Below are 23273 nucleotides of genomic sequence, written 5' to 3' on the forward strand. Positions count from 1 at the left end.
ATCTGTGGCGTTAGTGGAACGGGTGCTCACAGGAACGGACGACCGTCGAGCTGCTCGTAGACGACCGAGCCGTCTTCCGCTTCGATGCGGTCGACGTAATTGCGCGCGCCGCACATCGGGCAGCGGAACAACAGGCCCTGGCCTTCGTTCTTGATGACGACTTCCGACTGTTCCCACGATGCGCTGCAGGGTTGATTTCTACATGTGAACACGTTGATTCTCCAGCTCGATGCTGTGATGGATTACGCCTCGTACCGCGTGTGTCACGCGGTACGAGGCGCTGATTCGATGGACCGCTCAGCCCAGATGCGTGTGCCGCGAGCGCGGCGCCGTCATCTGCATGTCGGTCAGCCCCTGAACGATTCCGCAATCTTCAACCGACTGCTCGACGCGGCATTGCTCGCGCAGCGTGGTCAGTTGCGTCTTCAACTGCTTCAGTTCGTCGATCCGCGCTTCGACATGCGCGATGTGCTCGTCGACCAGCGAATTGACCGCACCGCACTGGTCGGCCGGTGCATCGGTGAGCTGGAGTAGCGCGCGGATCTCGTCGTGGGTCATGTCGAGCGCACGGCAGTTGCGGATGAAACGCAAACGCTCGACGTGCTGGGCGGTGTAACTGCGGTAATTCGCCTCGGTCCGGTCGGCTTCGGGCAACAAGCCTTCCTTTTCGTAGAAACGGATGGTTTCCGTCGTGCAGTGAGCAATCTTCGCGAGTTCGCCGATCTTCATGGGGCCTCCGGATTGCAGGGCGAATGAAAGCCTTGACCTTGTAGTGGCTTCAAGGTGTTTACTAGACCACAAATCCTCCACGGAAGCCACTATCATGCGTCAAACCCACGCTGCACACCGCCAGGAAGCCGATGAAACGGGGCTTCGCGCTGGCCATGCCACGCCGCATGTGCGTGATCACGATCATGTCGATGGGCACGAGCACGGCGGGCCGTGCGATCACAGCCACGCCCATGAACATGATCGCGACCATGCCGACGGGCACGAACACGGTACGTCGTGCGATCACGACCACGCGCGCGAACATGACCACGATCACGGCAGTGCCGGCGAACATGAGCATGGCGCGTCGTGCGACCACGCCCACGCCCGCGAACATGACCACGACCACGGCAGTGCCGGCGAACATGCACACGGCGCATCGTGCGATCACAGTCACAACCCGAAACCGCACGCGCACAGCCATGCTCACGGCGCCGACTCCAGCACCGCCTGCTGCACCCCCGCACCCACCATTACCGCACCGCTCTCGCGCGCCGAAACAATCGGCGACCGCGTACGCACACCCATCCGCATCCTGCAGATGGACTGCCCAACCGAAGAAGCCCTGATCCGCAAGCGCCTCGGCGGCATGTCGTCGGTGTATGGCATGGACTTCAACCTGATGCAACGCACGCTGACCGTCGAGCATGCCGCCGACGCGCTGGGCCCGATCGTCGCCGCACTGCGCTCGCTCGATTTCTCACCGGAACTGCCCGACGCCAGCGGCGCACCTGCTGCTCCGGTACCGGAGCAGCACAAGCCTTGGTGGCCGCTCGCCCTGGCCGGCGCGGCCGCAATCGGCTCGGAAGCGGCTGGCTGGCTCGGCGCGCCGTCGTGGCTCGCCGCGGCACTTGCGATTGCGGCGGTGGTCGGTTGCGGGCTCGGCACTTACAAGAAAGGCTGGCTCGCGATTCGTCACGGCAACCTGAACATCAACGCGCTAATGAGCATCGCCGTAACCGGCGCGCTGATTCTCGGCCAGTGGCCCGAAGCAGCGATGGTGATGGTGCTGTTCACGATCGCCGAGCTGATCGAAGCGAAGTCGCTCGACCGCGCGCGCAACGCGATCAAGGGTTTGATGCAGCTCACGCCCGAGCAGGCCACCGTGCAGCAGAACGACGGAACCTGGCTCGCGGTGCCGGTCGCTGGCGTCGCGCCGGACAGCATCGTGCGTGTGAAACCGGGCGAGCGGATTGCTCTCGACGGAACGATCGTTGCCGGGCGCTCCAGCGTAAATCAGGCACCGATCACTGGCGAAAGCCTGCCCGTCGACAAAGCCGAAGGCGACCTCGTGTTTGCAGGCACCGTCAACGAGTCAGGCTCATTCGACTATCGCGTGACGGCTGCGGCCAACAACACGACACTCGCGCGCATCATCCACGCAGTCGAGGAAGCACAGGGCGCAAAGGCTCCAACCCAGCGCTTCGTCGACCAGTTCGCGCGCGTCTACACACCGATCGTCTTCGCGATCGCCGTCGCGGTCGCGGTGATTCCGCCGCTGCTGTTCGGCGGCGTGTGGCACGACTGGGTCTACAAGGCGCTCGTGATGCTGGTGATCGCGTGCCCGTGCGCACTGGTGATCTCGACGCCGGTGACGATCGTCAGCGGTCTCGCAGCGGCGGCGCGGCGCGGCATCCTGATCAAGGGCGGCGCGTATCTGGAACTCGGCCGCAAGCTGAGCTGGCTCGCGCTCGACAAGACCGGCACGATCACGCACGGCAAGCCGGTGCAGACCGACTTCGAATCGTTTGCCGATGTCGACGGCACGTATTGCCGCCGTCTTGCGGCGAGCCTGGCTGGGCGCTCGGATCATCCGGTGTCGCTGGCAGTTGCGGCCGCCGCGGATGCGGATGGCCTCGCGCATCTGAGCGTCGACGATTTCACGGCGCTGCCGGGGCGTGGCGTGCGCGGCTCGATCGACGGAATCACGTATTCGCTCGGCAATCACCGCCTGGTCGAAGAACTCGAACGCTGCTCGCCGGCCCTCGAAGCGCGGCTCGATGCGCTCGAACGGCAAGGCAAGACAGTCGTGATGCTGATCGACGAAGCACGCGTACTCGAACTCTTCGCAGTCGCCGATACCGTGAAGGACAGCAGCCGCGCGGCAATCATGGGGCTGCACGAACTCGGCGTGCAGACCGCGATGCTGACCGGCGACAACCCCCACACCGCCGAAGCGATCGCACAGCAGGTCGGCATCGACGAAGCGCACGGCAACCAGTTGCCGCAAGACAAGCTCGACGCGATCGGCCGGCTGGCGGCGAAGGGCTCGGTGGTCGGGATGGTCGGCGACGGCATCAACGATGCGCCCGCGCTCGCACGCGCTGACATCGGCTTCGCGATGGGTGCGATGGGCACCGGCACCGCCATCGAAACCGCGGACGTCGCGCTGATGGACGACGACCTGCGCAAGATTCCGCTGTTTATCCGGTTATCGAAGGCAACGCATTCGGTGCTCGTGCAGAACATCGCGCTCGCACTCGGTGTGAAAGCCGTGTTTCTCGCGCTGACGGTGATGGGGCTCGGCACGATGTGGATGGCCGTATTCGCCGATGCAGGCGCGAGTCTGCTGGTTGTCGCGAACGGTTTGAGGCTGCTGCGTAAATAACACCCCGCTCGGGCGACGGCGTACTCGCCCACGCAACTGAGGAGCAACGAAATGGGAATCTGGGAAAAAATGCTCGGCGGTCATCACGGCGGTCGAGGCAGCAGCCATGGACGCAGCCACGACGGCTGGGGCAGTCGCAACCATCACGATTCACGCGACGATGGCAGCCGCTATCGCAATCCGCCGGCAGCACCAGCCGCGAGCATTGCCTGCGCGGCCTGCGGCACGCTCGGCGCACCCGGGGCGCGTTTCTGCCAGCAATGCGGCGGCGCTTTGACACCGGCTGCGTGCGACGGCTGCGGAACGGCGCGACCAGTTGGTGCGAAGTTCTGTGCGCAATGTGGGAAAGCGGCCGCGTGAAACGGAAGGGGCTTGCGCAGTACCGGTCCGCGTAAGCGGGGGGCTTGCTCAGTAGCGGCACACGTAAGCGAAGGAGCTTTCTCAGCACCGATCCGCGTCAATGCGCAATAACGTGTTCGTCGTAGCTACTGAGCGCAGCCTTCAACGTCTCCGACGGACGAATACCGAAGAGCTTCCGGTAGTCGGTAGCGAACTGGCTCAGATGCCAGAAACCCCACGCGGCCGCAACGTCCTGAACTGAACACGGGCTGCGGCCCGCTTCGCCGAGTTCGCGGCGCGCGCCGTTCAGACGGATCGCGCGCAGATAGGCGGCCGGCGCCATGCCGAGCACGTCCTGAAAGCAGTATTGCAGCGTGCGCCGGCTCACATGCAGACGCTCACACAGCTCCGGCACGTTGACCGGGCGCTCGCGGTTGGCGAGCACGTAGTCGCGCGCTTCGGAGACGATCCATTGCCGGCGCGGCCGGGACGGCATCGCCACCGGTTCGGCGGGCCACGGCGCCACGTCGAATAGCGACGCCAGCACCGATGCCTGCAGGTTGTTGCGTGCGAATGCGGACAACGGTGCACGAGTGGGTGTCGCGCCATCGCCGGCATGGTCGGCGCCGTCAGTACCGTGCGCACCGTCATCGAGAATCTGCCGCAACGACGCACAGAGTCGCGCCTTGCGCATGCTGTCGATCGGCACGACCTCCGTGCGTGGCACGTGATCGGCGAGACCGATCTGTTCGACATCCGCTGCGTAACGACGCAGCACCGTACCCTTCACGACGACACCGAGAATTTCATAGCCGGCCGGCGTCAGCAATTCGAATTCGATACCGCCGGGACGAAACGCCAGCGCGTCGCCGAAGATCGGTTGCGCATCGATCCGGCCCGTGCCGTCAACCCGCACTGGAATGCCGAACCAGTACGCGTCCGCCTGCACTTCGCAGGTCTGCCGCAGCGAATGGCTCGTGGTCTCGCAGAAGACCTGCATGTGATCGAGCCGCAGCTCGGTCAACGTGCCGACGAAGCGGCCCGCCGTGAGTTGATCGTAAGTCTGGCGCCAGCCGTGCAGGTTGCGCGCCTGCTCGTCGGCATCGTGCGCAACGCAGGTTTGCACGCTGAAACCGCGCGGCTGGCCCGGCGTCGCGGTGCGCGCGACGCGCTCAGCGGGCGCCGCCATGCGGGAGGAATTGCTCGTCATACGGGATCGGCCAGAAAACGGTGAGTCCGGTGGAGCACGTCGCGCGCGCTGGAACAAAACACAGAAAGGACACAAACCCAACGCAAGTCCCATGCCGATCGGATCACCGCACCGCAAACCCGCGCGGCGCCAACCCGCCCTGTTCAAATCCTGAACAGCTTCGCACGCCCTGTGCAGAAACGGCGCGCCCGCGCTGAACAATATTGAACACATCGGCAACCGATGCCTCACCGCTGTGCCCGCTGCACCGTGACGTGTCATCGGCGCTGCGGATTGGCACGCTTCTGGCGTATGCATCAGACGGCCTGCGGAGCGTCAGCATCGCGCCGACAACCGATCATTCGACACCATTCGACACATGTGAGGAGCACACAGATGAATCACGCGGAGATGCAATTCCTGACCACTGAATTCCCGTACAAAAAGCAGTATGCGAATTTCATCGGCGGCGAATGGGTGAAGCCGGTAAGCGGCGAATACTTCGACAACGTGTCGCCGATTACCGGCGAGCCGTTCACCTCGATTCCGCGTTCGCGCGAAGCCGACATCGAACTGGCGCTCGACGCTGCACATCGCGCGAAAACCGCATGGGGCAAGACCCCGGCCGCGGAGCGCGCGAATATCCTGAACCGCATCGCCGACCGGATGGAAGCGAACCTGCAACGTCTCGCGGTCGCCGAAACCATCGACAACGGCAAGCCACTACGCGAAACGATGGCCGCCGACATCCCGCTCGCCATCGATCACTTCCGCTATTTCGCCGGCTGCATACGCGCCCAGGAAGGTTCGATCTCCGAGATCGACGACGACACGGTCGCGTATCACTTTCACGAGCCGCTCGGCGTGGTGGGCCAGATCATTCCGTGGAATTTCCCGATCCTGATGGCGACGTGGAAGCTCGCACCCGCGCTCGCGGCCGGCAACTGCGTCGTGCTGAAACCGGCCGAGCAAACGCCCGCCTCGATCCTCGTGCTGCTCGAACTGATTCACGATCTACTGCCGGCTGGCGTGGTGAACGTCGTGAACGGCTTCGGCCTCGAAGCCGGCAAGCCGCTTGCATCGAACAAGCGCATCGCGAAGATCGCGTTCACCGGTGAGACGACAACTGGCCGCCTGATCATGCAGTACGCGAGCCAGAACATCATCCCCGTCACGCTCGAACTGGGCGGCAAGAGCCCGAACATTTTTTTCGCCGACGTGATGGATGCCGACGACAGCTACTTCGACAAGGCGCTCGAAGGCTTCGCGATGTTCGCGTTGAATCAGGGGGAAGTGTGCACGTGCCCGTCGCGTGTATTGATCGAGGAGAAGATCTACGACCGGTTCATCGAACGCGCCATCAAGCGTGTGGGCGCAATCAAGCAGGGCCATCCGCTCGACACGTCGACGATGATCGGTGCACAGGCATCGCAGGAACAGCTCGAAAAGATTCTGTCGTATGTGGATCTCGGCAAGCAGGAAGGCGCGCAATGCCTGATCGGCGGCGAGCGCAACACGCTGACCGGTGAATTGAGCAAGGGCTACTACGTGAAGCCGACCGTGTTCCGCGGACACAACAAGATGCGCATCTTCCAGGAAGAGATCTTCGGGCCGGTGGTATCGGTGACGACCTTCAAGAATGAAGACGAAGCGCTCGAGATCGCTAACGACACGCTCTACGGCCTCGGCGCCGGTGTCTGGACACGCGATGGCACACGCGCCTATCGCTTCGGTCGGCAGATCCAGGCAGGCCGCGTGTGGACCAATTGCTATCACGCGTACCCGGCGCATGCGGCGTTCGGTGGCTACAAGCAATCGGGGATCGGCCGCGAGAATCACAAGATGATGCTCGACCACTATCAGCAGACGAAGAACCTGCTCGTCAGCTATGGTCAGAAACCGCTGGGCTTCTTCTGAGCCTGAGGTTTTTGCTTCCCTTGTTCCAGTTGTTCCTGCCGGGCGGGTCGCAGTACGCGGCTCGCCCGCTTTTTAAGCGAGGCATGCTCATATGACAGAACCCAATGTAGCGCGCGTTATCGCGACGCCTGCGGCAGTGGCGTTGATCCAGCAGCTCGCGGCACAACATGGGCCAATGATCTTTCATCAATCGGGGGGATGCTGCGATGGCAGTGCGCCGATGTGTTTCCCGGCCGGCGAATTCATGGTGGGTGGCTCGGACGTGCGGCTCGGCACGATCGCGGGCGTGCCGTTCTATATGAGCGAATCGCAGTTCGAATACTGGCAGCACACGCAACTCATCATCGATGCTGTGCCGGGCAACGGCGGCATGTTTTCGCTTGAACGGCCGACAGGGTTGCGTTTTCTGACGCGGTCACGGCTTTTCGAGGATGCCGAGAATGTGTGGCTGGATGCGCATCCGGTGGAGCGGGCGGGGTGAACCTGCGTGTTTGTCTGTACCGCGTCGGTCGTTATTCCACCGTCAGCGGCACACTAGCGACAGGCGCCTCTAGCAACGCATCGCTATCGTCCTTCAGCCCCACGCCCGTCAGCCCCAACCTTCGCGCATGCGTCAGCAGATAGTGCAGCTTGTGCGCCGCCGCGTCGTAACCAAGCCCTTCCGGCCGCACATTCGAAATGCAGTTACGCTGCGCGTCGCTACACCCGACCTTCGGCGCATACGTCAGATAAACGCCGAGACTATCCGGCGAACTGAGCCCCGGACGCTCGCCGATCAACATCACGACGAGCTTCGTTCCAAGCAGCTCGCCAATCTCGTCACCGAGCGCGACACGCGCCTGCCGTGCCACCACCACCGGTCCGATCTGCCAGTCCGCCAGCCGCGGGCACACCGCCTGCAGCAGCGGTATCGCCTGTTTCGATGCGGCAAAAGCCGATAGCCCGTCGCCGATCACGAACACGACGTCGGGCGGCTCGATATCGACGCGCGACAGCACCTCGCGACTATCGTCCGACAGCCGCCGCCCGAGGTCCGGCCGCCGCAGATAGTGCTCGCGATCCGGTGCTGCGCTATGTACATCGAGCGTCGTATAGCCGTTCGCGTACAACTGCGCATGCAGCGCGTCGGCATCGAGCGGCTGATGCACGGCGTCGCGCGCCTGCGCGTGCGAGAGATTGAACGCCAGCAACGGTGCAGTCGGCAGGCTGTTGCCGGCGCGGCCCAACGCGATCCGCGCGTCGGTGAATTGACGCAACGTGTGCCATGGGTTCTTTTCGATTGAATCGTTTGTGGCGTTCATGGGAAATCCATCCATTCGCGTGCTCCTTCGAGCAACGGTTGCCGCGCCGCCGATGCACTCAGCAGCACGCCGCGCGCATCGGCGATCTGCATCGATTCCAGCCACTCTTCGAATTCCGGCGCACGTCGCAGGCCAAGCACGTCGCGCACATAGAGCGCGTCATGAAACGACGTGCTCTGGTAGTTCAGCATCACGTCGTCGGCACCCGGTACGCCCATGATGAAGTTGATCCCCGCGACGCCGAGCAACGTCAGCAGGTTGTCCATATCGTCCTGATCGGCTTCTGCATGATTCGTGTAGCAGATGTCGCAACCCATCGGCACGCCGAGCAGCTTGCCGCAAAAGTGGTCTTCGAGTCCCGCGCGGGTGATCTGCTTGCCGTCGTACAGATACTCCGGGCCAATGAAGCCAACCACCGTATTGACGAGAAACGGATCGAAGCGGCGCGCGACGGCATACGCGCGCACCTCGCAGGTCTGCTGGTCGACGCCGTGATGCGCGTTCGCGGACAGTGCGCTGCCCTGCCCGGTTTCGAAATACATCACGTTGTTGCCCACGGTGCCGCGCTTGAGCGACAACGCGGCCTCGTGTGCTTCCTGCAGCAGCGCGAGCGAGATGCCGAAGCCCGCGTTCGCCTGTTCCGTGCCGGCGATCGACTGGAACACGAGATCGACGGGTGCGCCTTTCTCGATCGCGGCGATGGTGTTCGTGACGTGTGTCAGAACACACGACTGCGTCGGCACCTGGTAGCGTTCGCGGAAATCGTCGATCATCCGCAGCAGCAATGTGATGGCGGCGAGGCTGTCGGTGGCCGGGTTGATGCCGATCATCGCGTCGCCGCAGCCGTACATCAGACCGTCGAGCATCGATGCGGCGATGCCTTTGACGTCGTCGGTGGGATGGTTCGGTTGCAGCCGCACCGACATGTGGCCCGGCAATCCGACCGTGTTGCGAAAACGCGTGACCACCGGTCGCTTGCGTGCGACCGCAACCAGATCCTGATTGCGCATCAACTTCGATACGGCCGCGACCATTTCCGGCGTCAATCCCGCGGTAATGCGCGTGAGCGCGGCCGCATCGGTTGAGCTGGTCAGCAACCAGTTGCGAAAATCGCCCACCGTCAGATGGGCGATTTCGGCAAACGCTCCGAGCGAATGACTGTCGACGATCAGACGCGTGACTTCGTCGCTTTCATACGGAATCAACGCGTCGTTGAGAAATGCGCGCAACGGCACCTGTGCGAGCGCCATTTTCGCGGCAACGCGCTCTTCCTCGCTCGCTGCGGCGACACCCGCGAGCTGATCGCCCGAGCGCAGCGGGCTGGCCTTCGCCAGCAACGCCTTGAGGTCGGCGAAGCGGTAGACGCGGCTACCAATGGTTTCGGCGTAGCTCATGAGCGTGTTCCGGCTGCCGTCCTGTGTGCGTCTATCACGGTTGCGTCACTCTTCGAGCAACGCATCGGCGGGCGCGATCTCGCGCTGATGACGCGTCAACAGGAAGTAGACGTAGCCGAGCGCCACGAAGATGGCGAACACCACGGCGACCAGGAAATTGAAGTAGACCATCGTCGCAAGCGAGATCACCGCGGCCACCAATGCGAATGCCGGAAAGTACGGGAACAGTGGCGCGCGGAACGGCCGCTCCATCTGCGGCTCCGAGCGACGCAGCTTGAACAGCGCCAGCATGCTGATGATGTACATCACGATCGCGCCGAATACCGACATCGTCACGATGTTCGCAGTCAGCGTCTGGCCGCCGAACTGGATCAGCTCATCGCTATAGATCGCCGCGATGCCGATCACGCCGCCCGCGAGAATCGCGCGATGCGGTGTCTTGAAGCGCGGATGAACCTTGGCGAGCCATTCGGGCAGATAGCCGGCACGCGCCAGCGCGAAGATCTGCCGCGAATAGCCGAGGATGATGCCGTGAAACGATGCGACGAGGCCGAACAGCCCGAGCCACACGAGCATGTGCATCCAGCCGCTGTTCTCGCCGACGATGTACTTCATCGCTTGCGGCAACGGGTCGTTGATGTTGGCCAGCTTGGTCCAGTCGCCAGCGCCGCCCGCGAACACCATCACGCCGACCGCGAGCGCGACCAGCGTCAGGATGCCCGTCACGTAGGCGATCGGGATCGAGCGTTTCGGGTTCTTTGCTTCCTCGGCGGCCATCGCGACGCCTTCGATCGCGAGGAAGAACCAGATCGCGAACGGAATCGCCGCGAACATGCCGTGGAATGAGCCAAAGCTGAAATGATCGGACCCGGACCACCCGCCTTTCGTGAAATGCGCCCACTCGAAGCCCGGCGACACGACGCCCATGAACACCAGCAACTCGAAGATTGCGAGTAGCGTCACGCAAAGCTCGAACGTCGCTGCGACCTGCACACCGACGATGTTGAGCGCCATGAACACGAGATACGCGCCCATCGCCGCGTGTTTGGGTTCGAGCCCGGGAAACTGCACATGCAGATAGGCACCGATGGCAAGTGCGATGGCGGGCGGCGCGAACACGAACTCGACGAGCGTCGCCGCGCCGGCGATAAAGCCGCCGGTCGGGCCGAACGCACGCCGCGCATAGGCGAACGGGCCGCCGGCCTGCGGAATCGAGGTGGTGAGTTCGGTGAAACTGAAGATGAAGGTCGTGTACATCGCCGCGATGAAGACCGCCGTCGCGACGAAACCGAGTGTGCCGGCGGTCGCCCAACCGTAACTCCAGCCGAAATACTCGCCGGAAATGACGAGACCCACCGCAATGCCCCATAACTGCCAGGTGCCGAGCGTCTGCTGCAACTCGTGGTGCGTCACCTTGCCGACATGCTGACCCTTCGACTCTGATTTCACCGGACTCTCCTGAGGTAGGCAGCCCATCGCGGCCGCACGAGGCGGGCCAGCAGACAGGCTTTTACCGATGGTAGAGAGCCATAAATCGAGGTGTTATCGAAAATCGGCAATGTTTCTGGCTAGTTCGGCCAATCTGGCCGCTCGTAGAGGCGGCGGCCGGTATCGGTCGATTCTGCGGTATCGGCTCAATCGGGGCGGGTTATTTTTCCTGCCTATGCTTGCGGGATGATCGGCTCTAACCGACGAGCATCCGCTCAGCCCATTTTGTCGCCTTCAACCTGGCATAGGCGCGATCGACGGTCTCCAGGTCGTGCGCGCGACCGCTCGCGTGCATGCCTTGAAGCTCGGGGAGATCGAGATCGACGGACGTGCAGTGCCGATAGTCGCGAACGCGCATGTCGGCGGGGATCGTCGTGAAGAAGGCCGCGGTGGGGACATCGAATCCAGCTGCAATGTGGACAGCCGCGGTGTCCGACGTGAGGAGGAAACGCGCATTCTTTACCCACGTCAGGAAGTGCGCCGTGTCGGGCGATAGCGATGTGATGTCGGTGTAGCGCTCATGCGCGATCGCGCCGAACCCCAGCACCGGAAGATGAAATTTTTCCCACAGACGATCTACCGCTTCAGCGCGGAATGAATCGGGAATGCTGCGTACCGGTGTGCTGGCTGTCGGGCATAGCAGCACGTACTCTTGCGGCGCCCATGCGCTTTTCAGTGCGGGCACAGCGGCCTGCTTGAGCCAGTCATTCGATTTGTCTTGTGCGGCGATATCTCCCGGCTCGATGCCGAGTGCCCACAAGAAGAAGTCGATCATCGGCATCGACGCGAAGTTCACCCAGAACAGATGATTGCCGATGTCGAGCTGGAGTTCGTCCTTGGGAAGCGATGCGAGGGGAACCGGAAGATCGACTACCGAACCGAAAACCGGCGCTGCGAGTTCGTATAGCTGCTTCACGTACGTCGGCGCCTGGTTGGGACGATAGATCGTGAAAGACAAGCCCGGATGCTGCTTCTTGATGGCGGCCAGCGCGGTGAGCCCCATGATCGAATCGCCTAACGCGACGCCCATTCCGTTGATGACGTGCACGTGAGTCACGCCCGAATAGTCCATTTTGAAGGGCGTGATGTTGGCGTTTCTGATTGCTGCGACGGTCGACAAGGCGCGATAGGTTTCTACGGGTGCATCAGTGACTTCAAGATCGTAGGAGGCGACGATCTGCTCGTCGTGTGAGAGAAGCGAGCCGGGGTTGGATAGTGCGGAAACGGGGTCCAGGAAAGTCATGGGTTGAGCTGTACGGGAAAGTTGAATGTTGGCGACAGGTTCCTGCGGATTCTCGCTAGAACCGACCGCTGAATACTGACCGCATTAGCCACCACTGCGTAGTGGCTTCGCAAGTTTTGCGTCGCAATTCCAGCTTCTGCCGCGTATCGCGGCGACCTGTGCGATGGCTGGGCTACGCCACTCGGGTGGCAACTTGCAGACATGGTGCGTCGAGCGCTTCGCGGTATCGTCATCGTCCGGAGGGTCGTAGTTCGCGTGTATGTCTCCCGTCAATGCATTAACGCTCGTATGGAAGTCGCCACCGCCGTCCGCGACGCTATGCGAATCCCAACTCTCTTCGTCCCATCCTGCTATGACCCATTGTCCGTCACGTATCGTCAGATGCCATGTCTCGATCCAGCGCAGCGGACCACCACCGCCGGTGTTTTGCACGACCAGGGAACCGCCTTTCACTTCGAGCGGCTGAAGCGGATCGCCCTCGGCGCCACCCTCTCCCGGACCCATCGCGACGGCATCGTTCGAGAGGACGCCTTTTCCATCGACGAAGATACGCAAGCGGCGCGGTTCATCTTCGTGGGCGCGCAGTACGTCGATGCAGGCATTTACGTGATTGCTCGAGCCGAAAGCGCCGCGCACGCTGTCGTCGATTGCGTAGCCTGCGTCGACTTTTGCACATGGGGTTGCGTTTGCGTTGATCGCTTCTGAACTGGCCGCGTGTGAAGAAGCGGATACGGTCAGTGTCATGAGTGCGAGCAACATGTGTGTGCGAAAGAGCCTGGATTTCGGTTGAAAATCACGCATGATGAGCTTGCTCCAGAAGTCCAGAAGAACGGTGCATACGATACATGCATTGCGTTGAACGGTGCGGGCATCGCTGATGATAGATCGATCACACTCGAAAAGCCTGTAATGCGCTTTGTTGCACAGCACAGATGAGTCTGATCAGCAAAACCTTCGTCCTGAGCAAGCGCAGCTCAATCGAAGCGCCCTCCTGCCTCGTATCGTTCCCATGCGGCAAAGAATACGCCTTCCCTTTTAGCGAGCGATTGCCGCTCGCGCAGCGATCGCCCACGAACCAAAGACGCGGCCGCCCTGTGCCGGCAGATTCGAATAAACCCTCAATCAAGCGAGTTGCCGATAAATACTTCGCATGTTAATAAATGTATTTCGCACACGAAATAAAAACATGCCGACGACTTCTTATCCCGTTCGCTGCGCCGACGGCTTTTTGCTGGAGGTGACGACGCATCAGTCCGAACGAACGGCGAAGGCGGTGGTGCAGATCAATCCCGCCACCGCCGTCACCGAGCGCATGTATTTTGCGTTCGCCGAGCATCTCGTCGCGAATGGATTCGACGTCGTCACGTACAACTATCGCGGTGTGGGCAAGAAAGGGCCGCACCCGAAGTCGCTTGATGCCGGGTTCATGACGTGGGCCGACCAGGATGTCGAAGCGGTCACCCGGTGGACCTCCGAGCGATACCAACCCGTTCCTCATCTGGTCGTTGGCCATAGCTTTGGTGGACACGCGATCGGCCTGAGCGCGAGTAGTCAACTGCTCTCAGGGGCCGTGATGATCTGCGCGCACGCAGGTTGCCTGCGCTTCATTCGCCCATGGAGCGAGCGTCTGCGAGTCGCGTTGCTTCTCAAGGTATTGGGCCCGCTTTGTGCGCGAACCATTGGCTTTGCTCCGGGGCGCAAGCTCGGCATTGGCGAAGATCTTCCTGGACAGATCATGCTCGACTGGTCGCGCTGGACCAGCTTGCCAAGGTACTTTTTCGACGATCCTGAGACACAGGCACTTGAGCGCTTTCGGCGGCCTAGCCTGCCTATACTGTCGCTCGGCATGAGCGACGACCGTTGGGCGCCCGTCGAAGCAATCGATCTCATCGCAGGACAACTGTCGAACTGCCAGGTGGAACGCCGGCAATTCAACCCGTCTGACAGCCGTAACCAACCGATCGGACATCTTGGCTTCTTCAGGCGGCATCACGCCGATACGTTATGGCCCATCGTCACGCAATGGCTTGAACAACACACATTCGAGTGAAATGAATGGCACGGGATCGTAGATATGTGTTCCTTCTGAACACGGCTCAAAGAGCACTGCAGCGTTATCTGGACCGGCAGGCCGCCGAACAGACTGGAATCAGTGTCACTCATGCCGGAGCATTGTTCGTTCTCCAGCGACAGGACGGTGCACTCAGTGGAGAAGTCGCGGAAGCACTGGATATCGCGCCATCCGCGATGACGGGACTGGCTGACCGGATGGTGAAAGCCGGGTTGATCGAACGACGTATGGACGAGTTCGACGGGCGAAGCAGTCGGCTATGGCTCACGAAATCTGGCCGTGCTGCGGCGACACAGGCAAAGAAGCAACTCGGTCCGTTGAACGAAGCGCTGACCGAGGGCTTTGACGATCACGAACTGGAGGTTGTCTGCCGGTGGCTCGCCGCCGTGCGTGAACGGTTCCCCAGCTAGGGGTTGCTTCATTCCGGCTTTGGTTCGCTCAGGATATCGAGCGCCTCACGAGAAAAATCCACCCAGAACTGTTCCTGCGCGATGCCCGCCTTGAGCACCAGGTGCTGAAGACGCGCCGCTCGCGACGTGGGGTTCCCCGGGAAATCACGTGCCTCGATTTCCCGATACAGATCGAGCTTCTCCTGATGCAGCACAAGACGCCGCTCGATTTCCGTCTCCAGTCCAACAGGACCTAGCACCGCCTCCCCACGCAACCGCACCATCAACTCGTCGCGAAGCGGCGTAGGGTCGTCGCTTTCAGCGATCCAGCGACGCAGCTCCTTTTTGCCGGCCGGCAGAATCCGGTAGGCACGCTTGCGGCCGCGCCCCGACTCAGCGGGCAACGACTCGATCCAGCCCGCGTCCTCCAGACGACCCAGTTCGCGATAGATCTGCTGATGGGTTGCCTGCCAGAAATAGCCGATCGAGCGGTCGAAACGGTCCGCGAGTTCCGAACCGGAACCGGAACGTTCGGCCAGCGAAGTGAGGAGTGCGTGAGGCAAGGACATGTCGAATCGGATCAGCAAGGGCCACGGGAATACGCGCATCTTGCCATATTGGGGACACAGGATCGTTCCTGGAAAATTTAATGCAACTAGTTGCATTAAAGCAGACTGCCGGCTAGTATTCGTGCAACTTGTTGCATAGACGGAGACGCTTTCGATGAACCCCTATCCGCATCTGACGATGCCGCTTGAACTCGGCTTCACGAGCCTCAGAAACCGTGTGTTGATGGGCTCGATGCACGTTGGCCTGGAAGAAGTGCCGAACGGTTTCGAGCGCATGGCTGCGTTCTATGCGGAGCGGGCGCGCGGTGAAGTCGGCCTGATCGTCACGGGCGGCATCGCGCCAAACGAACGCGGTCGGCCCGCTCCCGGCGGAGCAATGCTGACGACGGAAGCGGAGGCCGAGCGCCACCGCATCGTGACGCGCGCGGTGCATGCCGAAGGCGGCAAGATCGCCATGCAGATCCTGCATTTCGGCCGTTATGCGTATCACCCCACCCTCGTTGCACCGAGTGCGCTCAAGGCACCGATCAATCCGTTCACGCCACACGCGCTGGATGGCGACGAAGTCGAGCAGACCATTGCCGACTTCGTCCGCTGTGCCGCGCTCGCGCAGCATGCGGGCTACGACGGCGTCGAGATCATGGGCTCGGAAGGCTACCTGATCAACGAATTCATCGCGGCGCGCAGCAATCATCGCGAGGATGCGTGGGGCGGTGCTTACGAGAACCGCATCCGCTTTGCCGCTGAGATCGTGCGGCAGGTGCGCGAACGGGTCGGTGCGAACTTTATCGTGATCTACCGGCTGTCGATGCTCGATCTCGTCGAAGGCGGTTCAACGCTCGACGAAGTCATCCAGCTTGCACAGGCGATCGAGGCGGCTGGCGCGACGATCCTCAATACCGGCATCGGTTGGCACGAAGCGCGTATTCCGACCATCGCCACCAAAGTGCCGCGCGCCGCGTATGCGTGGGTTACGCAACGGCTGATGGGCAAGGTCGGCATTCCGCTCATCGCGACCAACCGGATCAACACGCCTGAAGTCGCCGAGCAGTTGCTGGCCGATGGCGTGTGCGACATGGTGTCGATGGCGCGACCGTTTCTCGCCGATCCCGCGTTCGTGCTCAAGGCGCGGCAGGGGCGCGCCGATGAAATCAACACCTGCATCGGTTGCAATCAGGCGTGTCTGGACCATACGTTCGGCGGCAAGATTACCTCGTGCCTCGTCAACCCACGCGCATGCCACGAAACCGAACTCGTGATCGAGCCCGCTACGCAACGCAAACGGATCGCGGTCGTGGGTGCCGGTCCGGCGGGACTGAGCTTCTCGATTACGGCCGCCGAACGCGGGCACGACGTGACGCTGTTCGAGGCTGGCGCGGAAATTGGTGGCCAGTTCAATATCGCCAGGAAGATACCCGGGAAGGAAGAGTTCAATGAGACGTTGCGCTACTTTCGACGCCAGCTCGAATTGCATCGGGTCGACGTGCGGCTTGGTACGCGCGTTGACGTAGCGCAGTTGATCGACGGGCATTTCGACGAGGTTGTGCTGGCGACCGGTGTGACGCCTCGTGTACCGGAGATCGATGGAGTAGACGGTGCCAATGTGCTCAGCTATCTCGACGTGCTGCGCGATGAAAAACCCGTCGGTGCGAATGTTGCTGTGGTCGGGGCCGGCGGGATTGGCTTCGACGTTGCCGAATACCTCACACACGAAGGCGCGAGCGCGAGTGTCGAGCCGGCGAAGTTCTACGCCGAGTGGGGCATCGACACTAGCTATTCCGCGCGCGGCGGCGTTCAGGCGGCGCACGTCAAAGCGTCGGCGCGCCGAGTCCATCTGCTGCAACGCAAAGCCACCAAAGTCGGCGAGCAGCTTGGCAAGACTACGGGCTGGATTCACCGCACTTCGCTGAAGGCGCGTCGCGTAGCGATGTCGTCGAATGTAACGTACGAGCGCATCGACGATGCGGGGCTGCATGTGTCCATCGATGGCGAGCGGCAAACCGTGGCAGCCGACCACATCGTGATCTGCGCGGGGCAGGAGCCGCTGCGCGAACTGTACGACGGCTTGCGTGCAGCGGGCTGTGCGGTGCATCTGATCGGTGGGGCCGACGTCGCCGCGGAACTCGATGCGAAGCGGGCGATCCTGCAGGGCACGACGCTCGCGGCGACGCTCTGAAGACGTTGCAGTTTCGCTCTACACATTCCATCAGGAGAGCATGTTGACTACTACTCTGAATCACTCTGCCGTCCCCGCCGGTTTGCATCCTGCGGCGGCGGCGTCGCTCGTCACGTGGCACGCGATGATCGAGCGGCGCGATCTCGGCGGCCTTGGTGCCATCACGCACCCGGACGTCGTGTTCCGTTCGCCAATGGCGTTCTCGCCGTATCACTCAGCGGCTGCGCTCCAACTGGCGTTGACCACCGTGCTTCAGGTATTCGAGGACTTCACGTATCACCGCCAGCCCGCCTCGGATGACGGTCTGAATGTTGTTCTCGAGTTCAGCGCGCGTGTGGGCGACAAGAACCTCAAAGGAATCGACTTCATCCGCTTCGACGAGGCTGGAAAGATCGTCGAATTCGAAGTGATGGTGCGGCCGCTGAGCGGTCTGCAGGCGCTCGGTGAGCAGATGGGTGCGCGAATTGGGCGACCGCTGACGGCCTACAAAGGGCAGGCTTAGGCTGCAACTGCACGGAGGTTAGATGTTTGGCCCGCTCTGGGCCATCCGCTCTATCGCTGCGTCTTGCAGCGGTAAGCAGCCTCCGATACCCCTCTCTGTATCGAGCGCAACGGCGATCGCGAATCAGAACAGCGCCGATTGCGCGGCCGGTGCCAGGCGAACGACGTTAAGTTCGTCCAGTCGTGCCCTCGCTTTGGCCAGGTCATAGAGCACCTGACGCTGAAGCCACGTCTCCGCCCCGCCCCCGAATACCTTGTCCAGACGCAGCGCCATTTCCGGCGATATGGCCGCCTTGCCGCCGAGCAGGTTAGTCAGCGCCTGACGACTGACGCCCAACGCCTGCGCGCCTTCCGTGACCGTGAGATTGAAGCGTTCGAGGCAATGCTGCCGGACAGTCACACCGGGATGGTCGAGTTCGTCTGCTTTTGGCATGGGCGAGAAATGTTTTCGAAGAATTGCTGCCAGTCTAGCTGATCGGCACGTCAAAGACAAGTGATGCTTGTCAGTTGACTGCCACTTGATTCGAGCCTATTGTCCGACCACTCGTGCAGTGATCGTGACGTTACGGGTGGTGCGATCGCCGCCCCCCTTCCTGAAGGAACATTCCTTTGACTATCGCTATCTTCAAGGCGCAACGGGACGTGCTTATTCGTCCCTTGCAGGTGATTTGCGGCATTGTGGAAAAGCGCAATACGCTGCCGGTGTTATCGAATGTGCTGATTTCGACGGGGAGCGATGAGGTTCGATTCCGAAGCACGGACCTGGAGCTTGAACTCATGGCGCGCGAAGCGATTCAGACCGGGCAACGCGCCACTGAATTGCTTGTGAACGCGCGCAAGCTGCTCGACGTCGTGCGTGCCATGCCGGATGCCGAACTGACGCTTTCGACTAGCGAAAAACATCTGTTCGTCCGCGCGCAGGGAAGTCGCATACAGCTGCAGCTGGCGAATCCTGAGGACTATCCGCTCTCGGCGCGCAACGGAGATGACTCGGCGCCGGTTTCGGTGAAAGCTGGCGAGCTAAAGCGTTTGCTTCACAGCGTCCACTTTGCAATGGGCGATAACGATCTGCGCTACTTTCTGAATGGCGCTCTTTTGATTACCGGACCACGTCTGACCGCAGTGGCCATCGACGGTCATCGGCTTGCCACTGCGAGCATTCCCCTCGTAGGCGGCGCGAAACATAGCGAGATCATCGTGCCGCGGAAAGCCGTCCTTGAATTGATCAGGCTGTTGCCTGACGATGAATCGCCGGTATCCGTAGAAACGTCGACACGGTATGCGAAATTCGAATTCGCGAACGTTTCTTTTGCCTGCAAACTTATCGAAGGACGATACCCTGATTACACGCGTGTCATTCCGACTAGCTTCGAGGCTGAATTTTCTGTGGACAGGCTGCAACTGCTCGCATGCCTGCAACGGGCGGTGATTCTGACCAACGAGCGATTTCGGAGTATTCGCTGTGTTGCAGGTGATGGCAAGCTGACTGTGTTCGCTAGCAACGCTGACAACGAGGAGTCCGTCGAGGCTATTCAGATCGACTATCTGGGGGCGAATGTGGAGCTGAGCTTCAACATTCGATATCTGCTTGATGTGGCGGGTACGTTGAAGACTAGTCGGTTGTGTTTTCAGTTGAGTCCGGTGGGTCTTAGTGCGTTGGTTTCTGCGCAGGATATGGGGGATTTTAAATACGTTGTCATGGCGCTGCGGGGTTGAAGATCGCGTTGGTGTGCGCAAAAATCCGCGTCCTGGTGGTACCCCGGATCTATGGAAAAGAATCATGTCACCGCAGCTGTCGAGATATCGATTCAAGGTTCGCTACGGGATTTGTCTCATCCTCCTGATCGGTGCTGCGATCTGGGTTGGACTTGCAATGCGTACGCACTTGCCCCTGATATTTCTGATTCCGCAGGAGTACTCGGGCCCGGTCGTTATCCTGTTCGATCAGCCCGGCGGTATTGATCTGACTCCTGGCAAAGATGGGTATGAGGTGAAGGTGCCCGCGAACGGCATCATCCGAGTCAAAGGGACGTATACCTTTGATAATGGTGGAGGCTATCCAGGCAGCAGCATCGTGTTCCTGATGATCGGAAAGAACGAAGAGCGTACTCCCTTGCTCGAGGCGATCAACCCCTGGCAGGAATGGGACAAGGACGATCGGATGAGTTGGCTGGTGGGAATCCGGGATGTACGAGGGAATCTGCAAAAAATCCCTCAATCGTATGCAGAGGGCTTTGTGTTCGACGACTTTCCGGAGTCGGTGAAAGACAAGCCGATGATTCTTTGGCACGACTCATGTCAGGATCGTGTTTTCGGTCCTGACTGGGAGGCATACGGCGCTGGCGAGAAAACTGCTGAGGATTTGCACATTCCTCCGTGTGGCGAATTTGTCGTTGGGAGTATCGAGCGCATCCGGACATGGCCGGAATGGATGTTTTTGCGTGGAAAAGGTAAGACGGAAAAGCTGAGAATAAATAATCCAGCCTACACATCCATTCAAGAGCTAATTGATGAGGCCAACGCTCGCGTTGCGCGAAAAAAAGCTGAAGGTATCAGCTGACTGATTTTGAGTTTCCTTCACCGGATACAACACCGTCAATTGTTCAGAGAAGGCCATGATTCTCGCCGATGCAGCGCATCCTTATGCTCATGCCGACTATGTCATCACCACAGAGGCACGCGCCGTGCATGACACGGCTACGCTGAAGTTGTCGGACTATCGCGCGTCCAACGGATCGGACTGGGTTGTTGCGGCTATCGAGCCAGCAAGCGACAGCGGGACCGTCCAGATGCCCGGGGCTTATATCAACGTGGACACAGGAGAAATCGTACAGCCGGCCGATGCGCACGATGTGGTCGTGATGAAAGGCGCCTGGCGAACGCTGGCCACCGCCGACTCATCCGTTCCTTCCAGAGCAGATTATTCGTGGACGGAGGTTCCGAAGCAGCGCATTCGAATCCCTACGCCGGACGACTTTTACTCGCCGTTTAAAGAGGGCGGAACGGTTGTTTTCCAATGGGAACCGTCTGCCGAAGGTAAGGCACAGTTCAGCGCGACAAGAATGATTTTCCCGGAGTGGGCGCAGGATGTAGCCGAAACGCTCAGGTCCGCACCCGGTATCGAAGGGACGCTTGTAGAGCTGGCGGATGCCGGGAAGGCGTCGACGGAGGCAGACGAGATAACTTCTGCGAAAAACAACCTGTCTTCGGTCCTGATCTGGAATGCACTGCTGCACGGGTCAGGCTCAAGCACGATCGTAGCGCGGATGCCTGCGCTACTCGAAACCACAGACGCCCGAAAACTCTCTGTGCTTGTGTATTTATGCCTTGCTGCGTCAGCGGCCGCGGATCGGCCCACGCTGGTTACCGCAGTCAAAACCTTGATCGGAGAAACAACTGACTCAACCCGGCTAGCGAGCATTGCCTACGCAAGCTATGCGGTCAAGCTGTTTGATCCAACGAATGCCAGCGCGCAGAACGCTGCCAGCAGCGTGCTTGCACAGTTGAAGTCGCGGACCACGGCGTTGCATGTGCGAATGGATGCCCACTCACCGTGGACGTTGATTTTCGAAAAGACGGGCCAAGCACCGCCTCGATCATTTCGGCCATAAACACCGGGATTGGGCGGCTCGCAGCGCATCGCAATCAGATCACGAGTTCCCGGCAGCGGACACCTAAGGGTGGTAACGAAGTCACGAATTATTTCGGCGTTGCCACCGTGCAGCTGCTTCGCTGCTCTTCGAACAGTGCGGTAAGCAGCGCAGCCCGCAGGGCAGCGGCATCACCTGGCGGAACCTCACTGACACCGCGCATGCGGCTCAAGCCGCACGCCGGTGTCGCGATCACTGGTACACCCGCGGCAAGCGTACGCAGCACGCGGTGCGTGTTGGATGGAAGACTTCATTCAAGGTGCGACCGGATGGATTCTTCTGTATTCAGGTCGTACTCAGAATCGCGCTAGAAAAACGGCGATACACCCAGACGGAACAGGCAGCACCCAACGCGATTGCGAAAATCATCCATAGTGCCTCTATGAGTGACAGGCAAAAAACGATCAGATCTTCCATCCCGTGGCTCAACAGCACCGCGATAAATTCGGTCTTGATTACTCCGTAAGCGATTGTGATCACCAGCATGGGTAGTCCGATCGCGAGATAGGTCGCTACGATCTTCCAGAAGTGACCTCTGGTATCGCGCCATGCGGCGCGCCACAACGTTCGCCCTCCTGTGGCCACGTGACACAACAGCAGGCTGAGCCTGATCGAGACGAATAGCGCTATAGCGAACAGTGCCAGCATGCCTGCCAACCAGGCGAGATCGGTGGCATGGTCCGCGAGGAAACCTTGCTCCGTAGGATCACGCAAACGCGGCATGAGCATCACGGCGTCAAAGAGAGCGGTCATAGCCACCGCAAAGAGTAACCAGAGCAGCAGACACACGCCGACGAATTTCCAGAATGCCTTGTCGAAGAAAGCTAGCGACCTCGCCGCATCGGCACCGAGGAGGGTATGCCGCTCGACCTGCACCGATAAGCCAGCGAAAGCGAAAAACTCGATGACGATGAATATCACGGGGAACAGGTAAATGGCTTCGTGCGCATAGGTCGCTATGGCTATCACCACGGGCGATGGGATTAATAGCATTAACGCATTCTGTACGTAGGTGATGATCGCCAGAAGCGCGAATATGATCAAGACCGCCCGAGGTCTGTAGCGAAGAGCTGGCCCTGCGTCTTTCCAGGCACCCTTAAAACATTGCCCGATCGTTATTGATTCCATAGTGCTCCCCAATTCGTGGCGTTGATCGGTACTGGTTGTCGCTCTTTGTATATTTGTTGCCTGCTGTCGGCCAATGTGCGCGCACCGGTCTCCGCCTCGCCGGCGATGGGTGAACCGAGAATACGACGCTGTCCGTTCCGTCAAATCGAAGAAAATACGACGGCCGGGATTTCGTCGATGTGCGTGAAGCTGCGAAAGAACCGGTATGTTCTGCCGCCGATTTCGATCAGGTTCGCGCCCGCCTGCGTCGCGTCGAGGATTTCGTTGGCGAGCGTCGCTGGAATCGTGCCGCGGCGCTTCAATTCCTCTCGCGGGCCTGATGGGTCGCCTATGTAGAGTGTGGCGGTGTCGGGGGTGTGGCGCATCACGGCGAGGCTTGCGCCTGCGTCGAGTGACAGCTCGAGATATTCCGCTAAGGTTCGCAGCGCCTCGGACGGTGGTGTCTGCTGGTTGATGGTCGCCCCGGATGCGTTTGTCATGTGTTCCTCCGTCGCGTTGAAGAGCTGCTGAAGGGTATCGCCACTTCGATAGCTTGAGAG

Annotated in this window: 24 protein-coding genes; 11 read left to right on the forward strand and 13 right to left on the reverse strand. The window is 60.8% G+C overall.

Annotated elements, in window-relative coordinates:
* Nucleotides 1-26 precede the first annotated feature (26 nt).
* The 3 genes from BWP39_RS16390 to BWP39_RS32345 form a co-directional block, all read right to left on the reverse strand.
* Entirely contained in the window at nucleotides 27-212 is a 186-nt protein-coding gene (locus BWP39_RS16390; protein ID WP_096721838.1) for a hypothetical protein, read from the reverse strand.
* 85 nt (nucleotides 213-297) lie between these two features.
* Complete coding sequence (gene cadR / locus BWP39_RS16395; RefSeq protein WP_096721840.1) at nucleotides 298-729, reverse strand: Cd(II)/Pb(II)-responsive transcriptional regulator; 432 nt, start codon at nucleotides 727-729, stop codon at nucleotides 298-300.
* Nucleotides 730-790: 61 nt separating this feature from the next.
* The gene (locus BWP39_RS32345) at nucleotides 791-1138 is read right to left on the reverse strand and encodes a hypothetical protein (protein ID WP_235851429.1); all 348 of its coding nucleotides are present in this window, start codon (nucleotides 1136-1138) and stop codon (nucleotides 791-793) included.
* A 174-nt stretch (nucleotides 1139-1312) separates the two neighbouring features.
* Between BWP39_RS32345 and BWP39_RS16400 the strand changes: the two genes are divergently transcribed.
* Entirely contained in the window at nucleotides 1313-3379 is a 2067-nt protein-coding gene (locus BWP39_RS16400; RefSeq protein WP_235851430.1) for a heavy metal translocating P-type ATPase, read from the forward strand.
* Between the two features lie 51 nt (nucleotides 3380-3430).
* On the forward strand, nucleotides 3431-3739 hold the full coding sequence (locus tag BWP39_RS16405) for a zinc ribbon domain-containing protein (protein WP_096721844.1): 309 nt from the start codon (nucleotides 3431-3433) through the stop codon (nucleotides 3737-3739).
* A gap of 97 nt (nucleotides 3740-3836) precedes the next feature.
* Here BWP39_RS16405 and BWP39_RS16410 read toward each other — a convergent pair whose 3' ends face one another.
* Nucleotides 3837-4928: a helix-turn-helix domain-containing protein gene (locus tag BWP39_RS16410; protein WP_096721846.1), complete on the reverse strand. Its 1092-nt coding sequence runs from the start codon at nucleotides 4926-4928 to the stop codon at nucleotides 3837-3839.
* 375 nt (nucleotides 4929-5303) lie between these two features.
* On the opposite strand from BWP39_RS16410, the gene adh reads away from it, so the two are divergent.
* Nucleotides 5304-6824, forward strand: coding sequence for an aldehyde dehydrogenase (gene adh, locus BWP39_RS16415; protein WP_096721848.1), 1521 nt, complete (start codon nucleotides 5304-5306; stop codon nucleotides 6822-6824).
* Nucleotides 6825-6915: 91 nt separating this feature from the next.
* Nucleotides 6916-7305, forward strand: a complete 390-nt coding sequence (locus BWP39_RS16420; RefSeq protein ID WP_096721850.1) for a DUF779 domain-containing protein — start codon at nucleotides 6916-6918, stop codon at nucleotides 7303-7305.
* Between the two features lie 31 nt (nucleotides 7306-7336).
* Here the strand turns inward: BWP39_RS16420 and eutC are convergent, their stop codons facing one another.
* From eutC to BWP39_RS16445, 5 genes are all read right to left on the reverse strand, one after another.
* Nucleotides 7337-8125 (reverse strand): ethanolamine ammonia-lyase subunit EutC, encoded by a 789-nt coding sequence (eutC, locus tag BWP39_RS16425; protein ID WP_207556853.1) that lies wholly within the window; start codon nucleotides 8123-8125, stop codon nucleotides 7337-7339.
* Nucleotides 8122-9519, reverse strand: coding sequence for an ethanolamine ammonia-lyase subunit EutB (locus BWP39_RS16430; protein WP_096721854.1), 1398 nt, complete (start codon nucleotides 9517-9519; stop codon nucleotides 8122-8124). Before BWP39_RS16430 ends, eutC begins: the two co-directional genes overlap by 4 nt.
* Before the next feature lie 45 nt (nucleotides 9520-9564).
* Entirely contained in the window at nucleotides 9565-10968 is a 1404-nt protein-coding gene (gene eat / locus BWP39_RS16435; RefSeq protein WP_096721856.1) for an ethanolamine permease, read from the reverse strand.
* A gap of 235 nt (nucleotides 10969-11203) precedes the next feature.
* Nucleotides 11204-12250: a glycosyltransferase family 9 protein gene (locus BWP39_RS16440; RefSeq protein ID WP_096721858.1), complete on the reverse strand. Its 1047-nt coding sequence runs from the start codon at nucleotides 12248-12250 to the stop codon at nucleotides 11204-11206.
* 84 nt (nucleotides 12251-12334) lie between these two features.
* Nucleotides 12335-13051 (reverse strand): hypothetical protein, encoded by a 717-nt coding sequence (locus tag BWP39_RS16445; protein WP_133116888.1) that lies wholly within the window; start codon nucleotides 13049-13051, stop codon nucleotides 12335-12337.
* A 385-nt stretch (nucleotides 13052-13436) separates the two neighbouring features.
* Here BWP39_RS16445 and BWP39_RS16450 point away from each other — a divergent pair, with 385 nt between their 5' ends.
* Both BWP39_RS16450 and BWP39_RS16455 read left to right on the forward strand, forming a co-directional pair.
* A complete protein-coding gene (locus tag BWP39_RS16450) occupies nucleotides 13437-14300 on the forward strand; it encodes an alpha/beta hydrolase family protein (protein WP_096721862.1) in 864 nt (287 codons plus the stop codon).
* 5 nt (nucleotides 14301-14305) lie between these two features.
* The gene (locus tag BWP39_RS16455) at nucleotides 14306-14731 is read left to right on the forward strand and encodes a MarR family winged helix-turn-helix transcriptional regulator (protein ID WP_096721864.1); all 426 of its coding nucleotides are present in this window, start codon (nucleotides 14306-14308) and stop codon (nucleotides 14729-14731) included.
* An 8-nt stretch (nucleotides 14732-14739) separates the two neighbouring features.
* On the opposite strand, the gene BWP39_RS16460 is transcribed toward BWP39_RS16455, so the two are convergent.
* On the reverse strand, nucleotides 14740-15279 hold the full coding sequence (locus BWP39_RS16460; RefSeq protein ID WP_096722667.1) for a PadR family transcriptional regulator: 540 nt from the start codon (nucleotides 15277-15279) through the stop codon (nucleotides 14740-14742).
* Nucleotides 15280-15433: 154 nt separating this feature from the next.
* Here BWP39_RS16460 and BWP39_RS16465 point away from each other — a divergent pair, with 154 nt between their 5' ends.
* Nucleotides 15434-17455, forward strand: a complete 2022-nt coding sequence (locus BWP39_RS16465; protein WP_096721866.1) for an oxidoreductase — start codon at nucleotides 15434-15436, stop codon at nucleotides 17453-17455.
* A 40-nt stretch (nucleotides 17456-17495) separates the two neighbouring features.
* Nucleotides 17496-17957, forward strand: a complete 462-nt coding sequence (locus tag BWP39_RS16470; protein ID WP_096721868.1) for a nuclear transport factor 2 family protein — start codon at nucleotides 17496-17498, stop codon at nucleotides 17955-17957.
* Nucleotides 17958-18080: 123 nt separating this feature from the next.
* Here the strand turns inward: BWP39_RS16470 and BWP39_RS16475 are convergent, their stop codons facing one another.
* A complete protein-coding gene (locus BWP39_RS16475) occupies nucleotides 18081-18389 on the reverse strand; it encodes a HigA family addiction module antitoxin (RefSeq protein ID WP_096721870.1) in 309 nt (102 codons plus the stop codon).
* Nucleotides 18390-18565: 176 nt separating this feature from the next.
* Here BWP39_RS16475 and dnaN point away from each other — a divergent pair, with 176 nt between their 5' ends.
* The 3 genes from dnaN to BWP39_RS16490 all read left to right on the forward strand — a co-directional run bounded on the left by dnaN (nucleotide 18566) and on the right by BWP39_RS16490 (nucleotide 21567).
* Nucleotides 18566-19672 carry a DNA polymerase III subunit beta gene (gene dnaN, locus BWP39_RS16480; protein WP_157915149.1) on the forward strand — a complete coding sequence of 369 codons (1107 nt, stop codon included), beginning with the start codon at nucleotides 18566-18568 and terminating at the stop codon, nucleotides 19670-19672.
* 64 nt (nucleotides 19673-19736) lie between these two features.
* Entirely contained in the window at nucleotides 19737-20516 is a 780-nt protein-coding gene (locus tag BWP39_RS16485) for a hypothetical protein (RefSeq protein ID WP_207556855.1), read from the forward strand.
* A 55-nt stretch (nucleotides 20517-20571) separates the two neighbouring features.
* On the forward strand, nucleotides 20572-21567 hold the full coding sequence (locus tag BWP39_RS16490; protein WP_096721874.1) for a hypothetical protein: 996 nt from the start codon (nucleotides 20572-20574) through the stop codon (nucleotides 21565-21567).
* A gap of 324 nt (nucleotides 21568-21891) precedes the next feature.
* Here BWP39_RS16490 and BWP39_RS16495 read toward each other — a convergent pair whose 3' ends face one another.
* Both BWP39_RS16495 and BWP39_RS16500 read right to left on the reverse strand, forming a co-directional pair.
* Complete coding sequence (locus BWP39_RS16495; protein WP_096721876.1) at nucleotides 21892-22734, reverse strand: hypothetical protein; 843 nt, start codon at nucleotides 22732-22734, stop codon at nucleotides 21892-21894.
* Nucleotides 22735-22874: 140 nt separating this feature from the next.
* Complete coding sequence (locus BWP39_RS16500; protein ID WP_096722671.1) at nucleotides 22875-23213, reverse strand: hypothetical protein; 339 nt, start codon at nucleotides 23211-23213, stop codon at nucleotides 22875-22877.
* Nucleotides 23214-23273: the final 60 nt, after the last annotated feature.

The sequence above is a fragment of the Paraburkholderia acidicola genome (genome assembly GCF_002362315.1).
Taxonomy (GTDB): Bacteria; Pseudomonadota; Gammaproteobacteria; order Burkholderiales; family Burkholderiaceae; genus Paraburkholderia; species Paraburkholderia acidicola.